This window comes from Sphingomonas cremea, from assembly GCF_021502585.1.
Classification (GTDB): domain Bacteria; phylum Pseudomonadota; class Alphaproteobacteria; order Sphingomonadales; family Sphingomonadaceae; genus Sphingomicrobium; species Sphingomicrobium cremea.
On the sequence record NZ_JAKFGM010000002.1, the window covers coordinates 593,773 to 607,824 of the forward strand.

Here is a 14,052-nt window from a genome sequence, read left to right on the forward strand (position 1 = left end):
GAACGAACAGGGGATTATGGTTATGGCGATCAGTCAGAAGAGCGCGGAATTCTTCCTCCGCAGTCGCATGGCGGAAGCGGAAGCAGGCAGTGTCGAAGCGCTTTATGAGCTTGGCGTCACTTACTCGACGGGACGCGGCGGAATAAACGTCGACCTGATCGAGGCGCACAAATGGTTCAATCTCGCCGCACTGTCGGGCGATACCCGCAGCCAGGCCTGCCGCGCCGAAATCTCGTTCGAGATGACTGCGCGAGAAATTGCCGAAGCCCAACGTCAGGCCCGCGCATGGCTGGGGCAAAGCGGCCACCAGCGCTACGCGGCCTGACGCGAGGCCTACTGCTTATTTGACGACGACCGATACGGCGCGCCGGTTCTGTGCCCAGGCTTCTTCGTTCGAGCCTAGCGCGACCGGCCGTTCCTTGCCCCAGCTGATCGTGGTCAGCCGTCCTGCCGGAACGCCGTTGGCGATCAGGAAATCCTTCGCGGCGTTTGCCCGCCGCTCGCCCAGCGCCAGATTATATTCACGCGTGCCGCGCTCGTCGGCATGGCCCTCGATCGAACCCCGAACCGACGGATTGGCAAGGAACCAGCGGGCCTGAGCGGCCAGCGTCGCCTTCGACTGATCGTCCAGCGAATATTCGTCCGTACTGAAATAGACGGTGTCCGACCCCGCCTTTGCGACCAGATCCGCCTGCATCGCCGGAAGCTCGACCAGGTCGACGCTGTCGTCCGTGGCGGTGCCCGGCGGATTTGCGGGCTGTTCGGTGGCAGGCGGGACTTCGGCCGGCGGCGTCTTCTTAGCGCAGGCGACAAGCGCCACGGCGGCCATGCCGATCAAGACGGTCTTCTTCATCACTTACTCCTTATTTCCCTGTTCGGCTTAATTGTTGAGCGGCGACCAGCTCGGGTCCGATCCGCCTACTGGTGTCGGCATCCGGCGCGGCTGGCCGCCATTGATGCTGACCGCGTAAAGGGTGGCGTTGCCCGAGCCTTGGGCCGTGCGGTAGAACATGACGAATTGCCCATTGGGGGCCCAGCTTGGCCCTTCGTCCTGCCAGGCGTTGGTCAGCAACCGCTCGCCTCCGCCGCCAGGGCTCATCACGCCGATACGAAAAGCGCCACCACCGATACGGGTGAAGGCAATGAGCTCACCTCGCGGGCTCCACACCGGCGACGCATAGGCGCCTCCGCCGAAGCTGATCCGCTTCTGCTGCGAGCCATCGTAATTCATCACATATAGCTGCTGGGAGCCCGACCGATCGCTTTCGAACACGATGCGATTGCCGTCCGGCGAGAAGCTGGGCGAAGTGTCGGCGCCTGGCGTCGAGGTCAGCCGACGCGGTTGGCCGCCATTGGCGCCCACGACATAGATATCGGTGTTGCCGCCTGATGCCATCGAGAAGACTATCTGGCTGCCGTCGGGCGAAAAGCGCGGGGCGAAGGTGAAAGCGGTGCCCGGCACCAGCAGCCGTTCGGTGCCGGTAACGACATCCATCACATATACGCGTGGGCGGCGGCCCTGGTAGCTCATGTAGACCAGCTTATCGCCGCGTGGGCTGAAGCGCGGGGTTAGCACCGTTGCCTTGCCGGGTGTCAGATAGCGGTGGTTCGATCCATCGCTATCCATGATCGCAATGCGCTTGACGCGGGCATTCTTCGGCCCTGTCTCGGCAACATAAACGACGCGCGTGTCGAGGAATGGCTGCTCGCCTGACAGCCTCGAATAGACGAGGTCTGCGCATTTGTGCGCGGCACGGCGCCAGTCATTGGCATTGACCGCAAACCCTTGCCTGGCGAGCTCCCGCCCGGCGCTCACGTCGAACAGATAGCAAGCGAGAGTGATGCGCCCTCCAGCTCCGGTCTCGACGTAACCGGAAACGAGCGCTGCCGCCCCGGCATTGCGCCAGGTGGCGTAAACCGGGTTCGACGCCTGGGCGTAGCTGTAGCTATCGATTCCGCTTGGCCCCAACGGCGTGAAAAGGCCCGTCGAGCGAAGGTCCGACGAAATGACCTCGGCGATCTGGCGACCAACCGCAGTGTCGCCGCTGGAGCTTGGCATTGCGGGAACGGCGACTGCCATCGGCGCCTGGATTCCGCCGACTACGTCGACTTCGAGCGGCCCGGTGTCCTGGGCAAAGCCGGCAGCTGCGATGGGCAACAGGAAAACGGCAGCGATAATCTGCTTCAAAGGAACGCTCCTCACGGCAGGTTGTAATTCATAATGAAGTCGGACCACCCCTTGCCGCTGTCGGTCTCATAAAGTTCCGGCGGCAAGCCCGTTAGCGGCGCACAACCAACAAAGGTTGCAACCGCCAAATCCTTCACCCGTTCCTCATAGCGGGCGTTTTCGTCATCCACTCCGGAGGTACCCAGCACTTGGGGAGGAACCCTGAGGCGGCCGCTGCGCAGCAGCTGGAGCCGGAGCCGAACGCGAATCCGGCTCGCGCCTTCGCCCGGGTTCACTTGCCGGTCGGCACAGGGCTGCACTTGGCGACGAATTGCTTGGACAATGCCGGCCATCGCCGAAGGGCTTACCGTGGCAGCGGAAGCCTGGGCAGGCGCGGCCGACTTGGATGGCGCGTCTTGGCGGATACCTTTTAGGAAATCGTCACCGATCCGCGACATGCGCGGCGCGGGCTTGGCCGGAGGCTGAGGCCTGGCCGGGGCGGGCGTGATGCTCGGCGTCCGCACCGGCTGAATCGTAGGGACCGGCTCGGTCGGTTCCGCTTTCCCGATCTCCGGCGCTTGGCTCGGCGGCGGCGGGACGGCTACGGATTGCGGCGCGGCGGGGGTTAGGCCGACATCCTCGACGAACTCGACCTCCATCGACGGCGGTTCGGGAACGCTCGCAACCTGGGCGAGGCTCAGCGTCAGCGCACCGATCAGCACGGCATGGAACAGCAGGGCCGCTCCCGTTCCGGCCCATTCGGCGCGATCCATCTTCATTGCTGTTCCGGGCCCACGGAAACCAGGGCGACGCGGTTCAGCCCGGCGCGGTTTAACTCACCCATCACCCGCATCACACGGCCATAATCGAGGGTGCGGTCGGCACGCAGATAGATCCGTCGCCCTTCGGTCGGCGCGGGCTGGGCAGCAATTGCGGCTAGCTTGGCCGGCAAGGCCGCCTCGGCGACCGGCGCGTCGTCGATGGTAATCGCTCCGTCGCGGTCGATCGCGATCTGGACGGGCTCTGCCTGCTGGTCGAGCGCCCCCGCACGACTTTCGGGGAGGTCAATCGGAACGCCAGCGACCAGCAGCGGCGCGGTGACCATGAAAATGATCAGCAGCACCAGCATTACGTCGACCAGCGGCGTCACGTTGATTTCCGACATCGGCCGGCGGCGGCGGCCGTGGCGGGAGGAGGAGGGAAGATTGGCGCCCATCAGTGCCCTGTCACCGCCTCGACTTCTAACTCCCGGCTCAAGGTCGCGTGGAAGCGGTCGGCGAAGCGGCTCAGCTTGGCTTCGAGGCGGTCGAGCCCGTGGGTCAGCCGGTTATAGGCGATCACTGCCGGAATCGCCGCGAACAGGCCGATGGCGGTGGCAAACAGCGCTTCAGCAATCCCGGGCGCGACTACCGCTAGCGAAGTGTTGTTGGCGCCAGCGATGGCGGTGAAGCTGCGCATGATGCCCCACACCGTACCGAAAAGGCCGACGAAAGGAGCGACCGATCCGACCGTTGCGAGGATGTTGAGGCGATCGCTGAGCCGGTCGAGCTCGGCGGCGACGGCGGCGTTCATCCGGCTTGCCAGTCGCTCCCGGGTACCGGCCCGGTCGACGGTCGCTGTCTTGGTCGAGCGGCGCCATTCGTCGAGGGCGGCGGCCATGACCACGGCAATCGGCAGCTTGTCCTCGCTGCGTCGAGCATGAAAGGCATCGATGTCGTCGGTTGCCCAGAAGTCGCGCTCGAACCGGTCGGTCTGGCGGTTGATCCGCCTCAGCCGCAGCGCATGGGTGAAGATGATCGCCCAGGTCCAGACGCTGGCGAGCAGCAGTCCGATCATGACGGTTTTGACGACGACGTCGGCCTGCAGGAACAGGTTAAGTGGCGACATGAGGTCGGCGGAGGCTTCGACGGTCGGCATTAATTCCCTTTTTGCTCGATGGCGCGGAAGCGGTCGATCCACTCTGGCGGTTGGCGACGGGGACGTCCCTCTGGGGTCAGGAGGGCTGCTGTCACCGTCGCCTCGGCCAAGATTTGGTTCCCGCGCATGACTCGTTGATGAATGGAGCAGGATGCATTGCGCACATCCGTGACCCTACTGATGACAATCAGGTCATCGTCCAGCTTGGCCGGGCGGCGCCATTTGATGTCCATTTCGCTCACCGCATAGGCGCCGATGCCGGCGTCGATCGCGGCGCGTTGGTCGATGCCGGCGGCGCGGAGCATGTCGGACCTCGCCCTCTCGAAGAAGCGGAGGTAGTTGGCGTGATAGACGATCCCGGCAGTGTCGGTGTCCTCGAAGAAGACCGTCAGCGCGAAGCGATGCTCCTTGCCGACAAAGCCGCCGCGATAAGGGTGGTCGAAGGGAGATGGCTCCATCACGACCGCCTTAACCATCCGCGGACTCGCCCGGCAACCCTCGATGGATGGAAAGTGTCGCTAGCGCGGCTGGCCGCTGGCGGTTTTCGGCCCTCCAGTGAGCGATTCGACCTGGCTGAGCAGGTCGCCCATCGGAGCGCTCAAGTCGGCGAGGTGCATGCCCCAGCCGGGGATGAAAAAGCCAAGCGCCCCGACCTCCCCGCCAATGCGATCGGTGCGTTTATCGTTGGGGTCGGCATTGGTGCGGATCGAAAGATAGCCGCGCGGTCCGTCGTTGATGCAGCGCGCCGAAACCAGGCCGTCGGTGCGAAGGAATGGGGAAGGCGGCGGGCCCTCCGTCGACCATTCGATCGGCCCTCCAGGCACGGGCATCGCCGAGCGGGCGAACCAATAGCTGTCGAGGTTGACCGGGCCGGTCGCCCCAGGCCTGCCAGGATTGGTGCAGGCGACGGTCATTCCGGGCTTGTCGGCATAGCCGAACACTGCCCCCGGCGGCGGCGCGTTCTTTTCGCGGTAGCTCACCCAGGTCATGACGCAGCCGGTCTGGCCGGGCCTTGAGCAGATCGGGGTCGATTTGAACGTGCCGCCAGTGAGCTTGCCCTGTGGCACCAGCACGTTGAAGCCGGGAATGATGGCAAGCTTCATTCGCTTTGCCTCGGGCTTGCCCTCAATCTCCTTGGCGATAAGCGTCTGGAGCATCCACGAGCCCTGGCTGTGGCCAATGAGGACGAAGGGTCGACCCTTGTTGTACTTGGCCAGATATTCCTTCCAGGCGGCGCGAACGTCGCCATAGGCGGTGGCAAACGGGGCCTTGAAGTCGGCGCCGGCAGCGACGGCGGTGATCAGCCCTACGGTCATTGAGCGGTACACGGGCGCAAAGGTTCGACAGGTGCCGGCAAAGCGGGCGAACTGGGTGATGACGGCTGCCTTTTCTTCGCCATCGCCAGGAGTGAGGTCGCTATTGACACCGCGATCGCGGCTGATTGTCGGGTAGACGTAGAAGCAATCGATCGAGGCATCCTTTGCCACCGGTGACTGACCGGTCGATCCGTAGCCGTTGGGATTGAGCGCCGTCGTCGGCAATGGAGTCGAACATATATCGGCTCGCCCGGGCAGGCAGAGCCAGCTCGAGGGTTTCGAATAGTCGGGCGATGCGGTGGCAGTACCCGCCTGGGCGGCGGCGAGCAGGGCGGCGGTAAGCAACATCATTTGTCTCCGCTATCGAACAGGCCGGTCTGTGCGCCGCTGGGCGGATTGAGACCCAGGTGCGTCCAGCCGCGCCCATTGAGGCAGCGCCCTCTTGCGGTGCGAGCGATTAGGCCAAGCTGAATAAGATAGGGTTCGACCACTTCCTCAAGCGTGTCGCGCGGCTCGCTAAGCCCCGCGGCGAGGGTTTCGATCCCGACCGGACCGCCGCCATAGAGATCGGCGATCATCATCAGGTAGCGCCGGTCCATCGCATCGAGGCCGAGCCGATCGATTTCCAGCCGGGTAAGTGCGCGATCGGCGACCCCCTCGTCGATCGCGTCGGCGCCCGCGGCATGGGCGAAATCGCGCACCCGGCGAAGCAGGCGGCCGGCGATGCGCGGCGTGCCGCGGCTGCGACGGGCGATCTCATGCTCTCCCTCGCCGGTGGTTGGCGCATTGAGCAGGCGGGCGGCACGGCGCACGACCTGCTCCAGTTCCTCGACTGTATAGAAATTGAGCCGGACGGGGATTCCGAAGCGGTCGCGCAATGGCGTGGTCAGGAGGCCCTGACGGGTGGTGGCGCCAACTAGGGTGAAGCGTGGCAGGTCTATCCGGACAGATCGGGCCGAGGGGCCCTCGCCAATCATCAGGTCGAGCGCGCGGTCCTCCATCGCGGGATAGAGAACTTCCTCGACGGCCGGATTGAGCCGGTGGATCTCGTCTATGAACAGGACGTCGCCATCTTCCAGATTGGTCAGCAGCGCCGCCAGGTCGCCCGACTTGGCGATGACCGGGCCGGACGTGGCGCGGAAGCCGACGCCCATTTCGCGGGCGAGAATTCCGGCGAGCGTGGTCTTGCCGAGACCGGGTGGGCCAAAGAAGAGGACGTGGTCGAGCGCCTCGCCGCGCGAGCGGGCAGCGTTGACGAATATGCGGAGGTTTTCGCGCGCACCCTGCTGACCGATGAACTCGTCGAGGCTTTTGGGCCGCAGCGCAGCATCCGCATCCTCGGCAGTGCGCTCGGGCGTGGTGATGCGGGCGGGGTCGGTAGCGCTCATCGTCCTAAATTCACAATTTTCATGGGGAGCGCGACCAATTTTGTGAAGTTAAGGCCGCCGATGTCTCCACTCGCCCTCGACTGCTGAAATCGTCGCCCACTCATTTGGTCATGATGCACATTTGCAGTGAGTAGGACAGGATTTTCGCGCCAGCCACTTCGGTGCTAGGCGGGGACAAGCGGAGGAGAGGGGAATGAAGCTCGACAGGCGAACGATGATGGCGGGTAGCGCGGCACTGGTAGCCGCGCCCGCACTGGCGAAGGCACGTGCGGCAAAGTCCGACTGGTATAACCGGGCGATCATCATCGATGCGCTTGGCGGCGTAGGCGATCCCTATTCTCCGCCCGAGCAACTGAGGCTTGGCGACCGCGCCTGGGCGGAAATGGTCGCTACCGGCGTTACGCTGCTGCGCGACACGGTAATGCCGGTCGGCAATCTTGCCGATCCATGGGGCGATTATCAGAAGGATGTCGCGACCAAGCAGGACATTCTCAACGCCAATCCCGATCGCCTGGTGCTGGTGAGGACCGCAGCGGATATCCTCAAGGCCAAGCGCGAGAAGAAGTTCGCGGTGGTACTAGGCACGCAGGACACATCGATGGTCGGGCCAGAACTCGACCGGCTGGCGCAGATGAAGAAGGACGGGGTGATGACCGTCCAGCTGACCTACAACAACCGCAATCTCGCCGGCGACGGCGCGCTGGAACCGGCCAATGCCGGCCTGTCGAAGCTCGGCCGGGCGACGATCGAGCGGATCGAGGCGGAGAAGCTGCTGCTCGACCTTTCGCATGGTGGGGCGCGGACGATGGCCGAAGCGACGGCTTATGCGAAGCGACCCCTGGTGATCAGCCATACCGGCGCACGCGCCTTAGCCGAACATCCGCGCAATACCGCCGATGAAACGATCAAGGCGGTTGCCGACAAGGGCGGGGTCGTCGGGGTCTATTTCATGCCTTTCCTGACGCTCGACAGTCACCCGAAGGGCGACGACCTGCTGCGCCATGTCGAGCATGTGGCCAATGTAGCGGGGGAGGATCATGTCGGCATCGGGACCGACAATGGCGTGCTGCCCACTACTTTGGACGAGGAAACCAAGAAGAAGCTGAAGGAATGGCAGGAACAGCGGATCAAGGCTGGAATCGCCGCGCCCGGCGAAGCGGTCGGAGTCTACCCAATGATCGAGGACTATAACAGCTTGGACCGCTACCGCCGCTTCGCCGACGACCTTGCCAAGCGTGGCTGGAGCGAGGCGCGGCTGGAGAAGCTGATGGGCGGCAACTTCCTGCGCGTCTACAAGGACGCGTGGGGCGGGTAGCCGTCAGCCGCTCGTCATTGCGAGCGAAGCGAAGCAATCCAGACTGGATCGCCACGTCGCTGCGCTCCTCGCGATGACGGACTATTGGCTGTGTTCGACCTTGTCGCCCAGAATCTCGACCCAGTCGTGCTTGCGCTTTTCCCAGACCGAAAAGCGGGGCTTGAGGAAGTATGGATCGTCAAAAGCGCCTAGCGGGATCGCCACCAGTCCGTCGAACTTGCCTTCGATGCGGAAATGCACCGTCGATCCGCAATCTGCGCAGAAATGATGGGTGATCCTGTTGCCGCTGTCGGCGAAATGAACCCAGGTCTTGGACTGGCCGTCCGTTGTGACCTGCTCTTCCGGCCAGCGAGCCTGGACGGCAAAGGCGCTGCCGCTTCGCTTCTGGCAATCGAGGCAATGGCATACCGATACGCGCACGGGATCTCCGGAGCACGTCGCCGCCAACTGCCCGCAGCGGCAGGAGGCCCGGCGGACGGTCACTTACCCGCCAGCTCTTTCTCAATCCGCTGCCACAACTCCGCGACCGCCTCGACCGCCGGGGAGGGGCGCGGGAAAAGCTCGCCAATGGGAGCACGGGCTTCGCTCATCTTTTCATAAGCGCTGGCCATTGGGATCGCGGGCCAGCCGGGCTGGCTTTCCAGCGCAGTGCGATGCAGGAGACGGCGGCGATCGACCATCGAAAAGACCGGGGCCAATATCACCTTGGGCCCCTTTTTTTGCCCGACATGTTCCTTGATTTCGTCCAGCGCCCGGCGCGACAGGATTGCCGGGATCAACGGCACGACCGCCAGGTCGGCCGCGCGCAGGATCTGGTCCGACGTGTCGGTCAGGCCAGGCGGACAGTCGATGATGATCCGATCATAATCGCGGCTGAGGTTCGAAGCGATCTTCGCCAGCCGCTTGCGCTTGCCAAGGTCGTGGAACGCATAGTCGAGCGTACGAAGCGACTCATCGGCCGGCAGCACGTCGAGGCGGTCGATGCCGGTGTGACGGATCAGCTGCGAAGGGTCGGCATCGCGCGTGATGCTTTGCCGGGCCTTGGCTCCGCCCGGCTCCTGGCCGAGAATATAGCTTGCCGCGCCCTGCGCATCGAGGTCCCACAGCAGGGTGCGGCGGGACGATAGCGCGGCGCTGGCCCAGGCAAGGTTGACCGCCAAGGTCGTTTTCCCGACGCCACCCTTTGCGCTGTAGACGGCGATGATCATTTGGCGGCCTTCCTCAGGGCAAGGCGGACGAGCGCGTCGAGGCTCGCCTCTACTCCTAGCTCATCGGTAGCCGCGGCAACAGCCGCGCTGGCCTCGGCAGGCTTGAACCCGAGGTTGGCGAGGGCCGATAGGGCGTCCGCCGCCGCGCCGCCACGCTGGGGCGGGGAGCCAAGCGATCCGGCCAGCGCCGGGCTGCCGAGCTTGCCGGCCAGTTCGTTGACGATTCGCTGGGCGAGCTTGGGGCCGACGCCATTGGCCCGCGACACCATCGCCTTGTCGCCGCGTGACACCGCTGCGGCGAGCTCGGCGGGATCGAGCACCGACAGGATGGCGAGTGCGACCCGGCCACCGACCCCCTGGACGCTGGTCAACTGGCGAAATGCCTCGCGCTCGCCGGCGGAGCCGAATCCGAACAGGGTCCAGCCGTCCTCGCGCACCTGAAGCTCGGTCAGGATAACGACATCGCCGCCGACCGGACCCAGGGCATCCAGCGTCCGCGCGCTGGCCTGCACCTGGTAACCCACCCCCTGCACATCGACGATCGCGCCGTCGGCGCCGGCTTCGACGAGCTTTCCGGCGAGGCGCGCAATCACGCGGAGCGAGCCATCATTGCGAGCGCAGCGAAGCAATCCATTGCGCTGGATTGCCGCGTCGCGGCGCTCCTCGCAATGACGAATTGAATCGGTTCGACTCCCCTTGATCCATGTTAAGGCGTAACAATCTCATTGTACGGAGTCGCCGGGGGGCGGGAACATAGGCCAAGGAGGCTAACCCATGCCGACGATCACCACGCGCGACGGAACCGATATTTTCTACAAGGACTGGGGCCCGCGCGACGCGCAGCCGATAGTCTTTCATCATGGCTGGCCGCTCAGTTCCGACGACTGGGACAACCAGATGATGTTCTTCCTCGACAAGGGCTACCGGGTGATCGCCCATGATCGCCGGGGTCATGGCCGGTCGAGCCAAACGGACGGCGGCAATGAAATGGACACCTATGCGGCCGACGTGAAGGAACTGGTTACCGCTCTCGACCTCAAGAATGCCTTCCATGTGGGCCATTCGACGGGCGGCGGGGAAGTCGCCCATTATGTCGCTCGGGCCGATCCGGGACGGGTGGCCAAGGCCGTGCTGCTCGATGCGGTGCCGCCAGTAATGGTCAAGAAGGATTCAAACCCGGGCGGGACGCCGATCGAGGTGTTCGACGGATTCCGCAAGGCATTGGCCGATAACCGTTCCCAGCTTTACCTCGATATCCCGACCGGCCCCTTTTACGGCTTCAACCGGCCTGGTGCGAAGGTATCAGAAGGCCTGATCCGCAACTGGTGGCGGCAGGGCATGATGGGCAGCGCCAAGGCCGGCTACGAGTGCATCAAGGCCTTTTCCGAAACCGACTTCACCGAGGATTTGAAGACGATCGAGGTTCCAGTGCTGGTGATCCACAGCGAGGACGACCAGATCGTGCCTTATGCGGACTCGGCGCCGCTCGCGGTCAAGTTGCTGAAGAATGGCAGGCTCAAGACCTACAAGGACCTGCCGCACGGCTGCGCTTCGACCCATCCGGACCTGATCAACGCAGACTTGCTGGCCTTCTTCGAAGGGCAGGAAGTTGGCGAGGCAGCGAAGCAGGTGGAGGCAGCGTTGGCCTGAGGCTCAGCCAAGCCGCCGGGCGCTGGCGAGGTGGTGCGCATGCGTGATTGCCACCGCCAGCGCATCGGCGGCGTCTGGGCCTGAAATTTCAACACCGGGAAGCAGGTGCTGGATCATGGCGTGGACCTGCACCTTTTCCGCCGAGCCGGTTCCGACGACCGCCTTCTTGACCAGCCGCGGCGCATATTCGCCGACTTCGATGCCGGCGCGGGCGGCAATCATCAGCGCGACGCCGCGTGCCTGCCCGAGCTTCAGCGTGGACTGGGGGTTTTTGTTGACGAACACCTCCTCGACCGCCGCGGCCTGAGGCGAGTGATCGGCGATGATCGCCTCCAGCTGGGAGGCGAGGTGAGACAGGCGCTTGGGCAGGCTTTCGGACGCGTCGGTCTTCAGCTGCCCATTGGCGACATGCGAAAGGCGATTGCCTTCGGCGCGGACCAGTCCCCAGCCGGTCGTCCCCAGGCCGGGGTCGAGACCGAGGATGAGCGTCAGCCGAGCTTCTCCAGTTCCTCGTCCGGAACATTGTAATTGCCCGAAACAGTCTGGACGTCGTCATCATCCTCCAGCGCGTCGAGCAGCTTCATTAAGGTCGCGGCATCGTCGCCAGTGACAGTCACCTCATTCTGCGGGCGCCAGGCCAGCTTTGCCGATTCGGGCTCGCCGAGGGCGGCTTCGAGCGCCCGGGCGACGGCATGAAGCGCGTCCTGCGCGGTCCAGATTTCGTGACCCGCCTCGTCGCTTTCGACATCGTCGGCGCCGGCCTCGATCGCGGCCTCGAGAACGGTTTCTTCGTTGCCCGCGGCGGATGAGTATTCGATCAGGCCCATCCGGTCGAAACCGTGGCTGACGCTGCCGCTGGCGCCCAGATTGCCGCCATTCTTGGAGAAGATGGTGCGGACGTTGGTCGCGGTGCGATTGCGGTTGTCGGTGAGCGCCTCGACAATGATCGAAACGCCGCCTGGGCCGAAGCCTTCGTAGCGGATCTCCTCGTAATTCTCGGCATCGCTGGCCGAGGCCTTGTCGATCGACCGCTGGATATTGTCCTTGGGCATCGACTGGGCCTTGGCGGCGAGAACGGCGGCGCGCAGCCGCGCGTTCATGTCCGGATCGGGCAGGCCCATCTTTGCCGCGACGGTGATTTCGCGAGAGAGTTTGGAGAACATCGCCGAGCGCTTTTTGTCCTGCGCGCCCTTGCGATGCATGATGTTCTTGAATTTGGAATGGCCGGCCATTCGATCCCCGCATTGAATATGTGCCGCGCTCCCTAGAGGACCCCGGCGCGCCGCTCAACCACATGCTCGCCGTGAAATCCGTGCGCAGTCCGAAATGTTTGACCTGTTCGATTTAGAATGTATATGCATTATGCATATGCATCATACGAATCGACAAGCCTGCGCCTGCATGGCGCTTCGCAAGGCATCTCGCGCCGTGACCCGGCTCTACGACGATCAGCTGTCGCACCGGGGCATGACGACTACTCAGTTCGCGATCCTGGGCACGCTTGACCGGCGAGGCGACCTGCCGCTGACCGAGCTTGCGGCGCAACTCGTGATGGACCGAACCTCGCTTTACCGCACGCTTGCGCCGGTGGAGCGCGCCGGGTGGGTTTCGATCGTCTCGGGCCCCGGGCGTTCGAAGACCGCGCGCCTAACCGATTCGGGCAGGTCTGTCCTTCAGCGCGGCCGAGAAGATTGGGCAGTCGCGCAAGAAAAAGTGCTCGGTGATCTGCCGGAGGAGGAGTGGGAGGGCCTGCTTCGAACTTTGAACCGACTGATCGAGGCAGCCCACGCATGAATGGCACAAGCAAGGCCCGGGCGGACTCGCTCCGCTGGGCGTCCATCGTCGCCGCCATCACCTTTGTTGCCCTGCTGGTCGCGGCCGGCGTCCGAGCGGCGCCGGGCGTCCTTATCATGCCGTTGGAGCATCAATTCGGGTGGGACCGGGCAAGCATCTCATTAACGGCGGCAGTCGGGATCTTCATTTATGGGCTGGTCGGGCCCTTCGCCGCCGCGTTGATGCAGAGCTTCGGGATTCGCCGGACCATGATCGCCGGCCTCACCTTGATGGCGGCCGCCACCTTTGCCAGCCAATGGATGCGCGAAAGCTGGCAATATCTCGTCACCTGGGGGGTGCTGTCCGGAATCGGAAGCGGAGCGATCGCGTCGGTGCTTGGCGCGGCCGTCGTCAATCGCTGGTTTGCGCAGAGGCAGGGGTTGGTCATGGGGATCCTCACCGCCAGCACCGCCACCGGATCGCTCGTCTTCCTTCCGCTGCTGGCCTGGCTTTCCGAGAATGGCGAGTGGCGGCCGATCATCCAGGTGGTCGGCCTGGCTTGCCTGGCGCTGGTCCCTGTCGTTGCCCTCTTCATGCCCGAACGCCCATCAGACGTCGGCACCACACGCTTTGGTGAAGTCGAACATGAAGCCGATTCTGCTCAGGTGAAACGGGCGCCGTCGCCCGCCCTCGCCATTACCGCGCTGATCGGTGCATCGCGCAGCCCGACATTCTGGCTGCTGTTCGGCACCTTCTTCGTGTGCGGGCTGACGACCAATGGCCTGGTCGGAACGCACATGATCGCCTTTTGCGGCGACCATGGCATTGCGCCGGTGGCTGCGGCCGGCTTGCTGACGACAATGGGGGTCTTCGACCTGATTGGAACGAGCATGTCCGGCTGGCTGACCGACCGCTACGATCCGCGGCGCCTGCTGTTTGCCTATTATGGCTTGCGCGGCCTGTCGCTGGCTGCCCTTCCGTTTATCGACTTCGGGACGCTCAGCCTTGGCACCTTCGCCGTCTTCTATGGGCTGGACTGGATTGCGACGGTGCCGCCGACGGTCGCCCTTGCCAACCGCACATTTGGCGAACGAGAAGGCCCAATCGTCTTTGGTTGGATCGTCGTCGGTCACCAGATCGGCGCTGCTGTCGCAGCATTCGGCGCGGGTCTCGTCCGCGAGGAGATGGGCAGCTATTCGCCTGCTTTCGTGGCGGCCGGCGCCTTTGCAGTGCTTGCCGCCTTCGCGGTTCTCAAGCTGCCGGTTATGCGGCGCGCGGTGGATGGGCCCGGCATGGCCGAAATGCAGGCAGCATAGGC

General features: G+C 64.3%; 18 protein-coding genes. 5 read left to right on the forward strand and 13 right to left on the reverse strand.

Annotated features, from left to right (window positions below; translation table 11 throughout):
* Positions 1-22: 22 nt before the first annotated feature.
* On the forward strand, positions 23-325 hold the full coding sequence (locus LVY65_RS09365) for an SEL1-like repeat protein (protein ID WP_235067791.1): 303 nt from the start codon (positions 23-25) through the stop codon (positions 323-325).
* A 15-nt stretch (positions 326-340) separates the two neighbouring features.
* Here the strand turns inward: LVY65_RS09365 and pal are convergent, their stop codons facing one another.
* From pal to ruvB, 8 genes are read right to left on the reverse strand one after another with little or no spacing between them, the layout of a single operon-like run.
* Positions 341-853, reverse strand: a complete 513-nt coding sequence (gene pal, locus LVY65_RS09370) for a peptidoglycan-associated lipoprotein Pal (protein ID WP_235067792.1) — start codon at positions 851-853, stop codon at positions 341-343.
* A gap of 27 nt (positions 854-880) precedes the next feature.
* Positions 881-2,188 carry a Tol-Pal system beta propeller repeat protein TolB gene (gene tolB / locus LVY65_RS09375; RefSeq protein ID WP_235067793.1) on the reverse strand — a complete coding sequence of 436 codons (1,308 nt, stop codon included), beginning with the start codon at positions 2,186-2,188 and terminating at the stop codon, positions 881-883.
* A gap of 11 nt (positions 2,189-2,199) precedes the next feature.
* Complete coding sequence (locus tag LVY65_RS09380; RefSeq protein ID WP_235067795.1) at positions 2,200-2,946, reverse strand: hypothetical protein; 747 nt, start codon at positions 2,944-2,946, stop codon at positions 2,200-2,202.
* Positions 2,943-3,383 (reverse strand): protein TolR, encoded by a 441-nt coding sequence (gene tolR, locus LVY65_RS09385; RefSeq protein WP_235067796.1) that lies wholly within the window; start codon positions 3,381-3,383, stop codon positions 2,943-2,945. The genes LVY65_RS09380 and tolR overlap by 4 nt, the downstream gene beginning before the upstream one ends.
* Positions 3,383-4,084, reverse strand: coding sequence for a protein TolQ (gene tolQ, locus LVY65_RS09390; RefSeq protein ID WP_235067797.1), 702 nt, complete (start codon positions 4,082-4,084; stop codon positions 3,383-3,385). The genes tolR and tolQ overlap by 1 nt, the downstream gene beginning before the upstream one ends.
* Positions 4,084-4,542 carry a YbgC/FadM family acyl-CoA thioesterase gene (locus LVY65_RS09395; RefSeq protein WP_235067798.1) on the reverse strand — a complete coding sequence of 153 codons (459 nt, stop codon included), beginning with the start codon at positions 4,540-4,542 and terminating at the stop codon, positions 4,084-4,086. The genes tolQ and LVY65_RS09395 overlap by 1 nt, the downstream gene beginning before the upstream one ends.
* A 60-nt stretch (positions 4,543-4,602) precedes the next feature.
* Positions 4,603-5,751 carry a DUF3089 domain-containing protein gene (locus LVY65_RS09400; protein ID WP_235067799.1) on the reverse strand — a complete coding sequence of 383 codons (1,149 nt, stop codon included), beginning with the start codon at positions 5,749-5,751 and terminating at the stop codon, positions 4,603-4,605.
* On the reverse strand, positions 5,748-6,788 hold the full coding sequence (ruvB, locus tag LVY65_RS09405; RefSeq protein WP_235067800.1) for a Holliday junction branch migration DNA helicase RuvB: 1,041 nt from the start codon (positions 6,786-6,788) through the stop codon (positions 5,748-5,750). The genes LVY65_RS09400 and ruvB overlap by 4 nt, the downstream gene beginning before the upstream one ends.
* 193 nt (positions 6,789-6,981) lie before the next feature.
* On the opposite strand from ruvB, the gene LVY65_RS09410 reads away from it, so the two are divergent.
* The gene (locus tag LVY65_RS09410) at positions 6,982-8,103 is read left to right on the forward strand and encodes a dipeptidase (RefSeq protein WP_235067801.1); all 1,122 of its coding nucleotides are present in this window, start codon (positions 6,982-6,984) and stop codon (positions 8,101-8,103) included.
* Between the two features lie 81 nt (positions 8,104-8,184).
* On the opposite strand, the gene LVY65_RS09415 is transcribed toward LVY65_RS09410, so the two are convergent.
* Genes LVY65_RS09415 through ruvA form a run of 3 tightly spaced genes read right to left on the reverse strand, consistent with a single transcriptional unit; the run spans position 8,185 to position 9,904 of the window.
* Positions 8,185-8,586, reverse strand: coding sequence for a GFA family protein (locus LVY65_RS09415; protein ID WP_456242941.1), 402 nt, complete (start codon positions 8,584-8,586; stop codon positions 8,185-8,187).
* A complete protein-coding gene (locus tag LVY65_RS09420) occupies positions 8,583-9,311 on the reverse strand; it encodes a ParA family protein (protein ID WP_235067804.1) in 729 nt (242 codons plus the stop codon). The genes LVY65_RS09415 and LVY65_RS09420 overlap by 4 nt, the downstream gene beginning before the upstream one ends.
* The gene (ruvA, locus tag LVY65_RS09425) at positions 9,308-9,904 is read right to left on the reverse strand and encodes a Holliday junction branch migration protein RuvA (protein ID WP_235067806.1); all 597 of its coding nucleotides are present in this window, start codon (positions 9,902-9,904) and stop codon (positions 9,308-9,310) included. The genes LVY65_RS09420 and ruvA overlap by 4 nt, the downstream gene beginning before the upstream one ends.
* A 181-nt stretch (positions 9,905-10,085) precedes the next feature.
* On the opposite strand from ruvA, the gene LVY65_RS09430 reads away from it, so the two are divergent.
* Positions 10,086-10,961 carry an alpha/beta fold hydrolase gene (locus LVY65_RS09430; RefSeq protein ID WP_235067807.1) on the forward strand — a complete coding sequence of 292 codons (876 nt, stop codon included), beginning with the start codon at positions 10,086-10,088 and terminating at the stop codon, positions 10,959-10,961.
* Between the two features lie 3 nt (positions 10,962-10,964).
* Here the strand turns inward: LVY65_RS09430 and ruvC are convergent, their stop codons facing one another.
* Entirely contained in the window at positions 10,965-11,453 is a 489-nt protein-coding gene (gene ruvC, locus LVY65_RS09435; protein ID WP_235067985.1) for a crossover junction endodeoxyribonuclease RuvC, read from the reverse strand.
* Positions 11,450-12,193 (reverse strand): YebC/PmpR family DNA-binding transcriptional regulator, encoded by a 744-nt coding sequence (locus tag LVY65_RS09440; RefSeq protein WP_235067809.1) that lies wholly within the window; start codon positions 12,191-12,193, stop codon positions 11,450-11,452. Before LVY65_RS09440 ends, ruvC begins: the two co-directional genes overlap by 4 nt.
* 169 nt (positions 12,194-12,362) lie before the next feature.
* Here LVY65_RS09440 and LVY65_RS09445 point away from each other — a divergent pair, with 169 nt between their 5' ends.
* Together LVY65_RS09445 and LVY65_RS09450 are read left to right on the forward strand one after the other, a co-directional pair.
* Positions 12,363-12,755, forward strand: coding sequence for a MarR family winged helix-turn-helix transcriptional regulator (locus LVY65_RS09445; protein WP_235067811.1), 393 nt, complete (start codon positions 12,363-12,365; stop codon positions 12,753-12,755).
* Positions 12,752-14,050, forward strand: coding sequence for an MFS transporter (locus tag LVY65_RS09450; RefSeq protein ID WP_235067812.1), 1,299 nt, complete (start codon positions 12,752-12,754; stop codon positions 14,048-14,050). The genes LVY65_RS09445 and LVY65_RS09450 overlap by 4 nt, the downstream gene beginning before the upstream one ends.
* Positions 14,051-14,052: the final 2 nt, after the last annotated feature.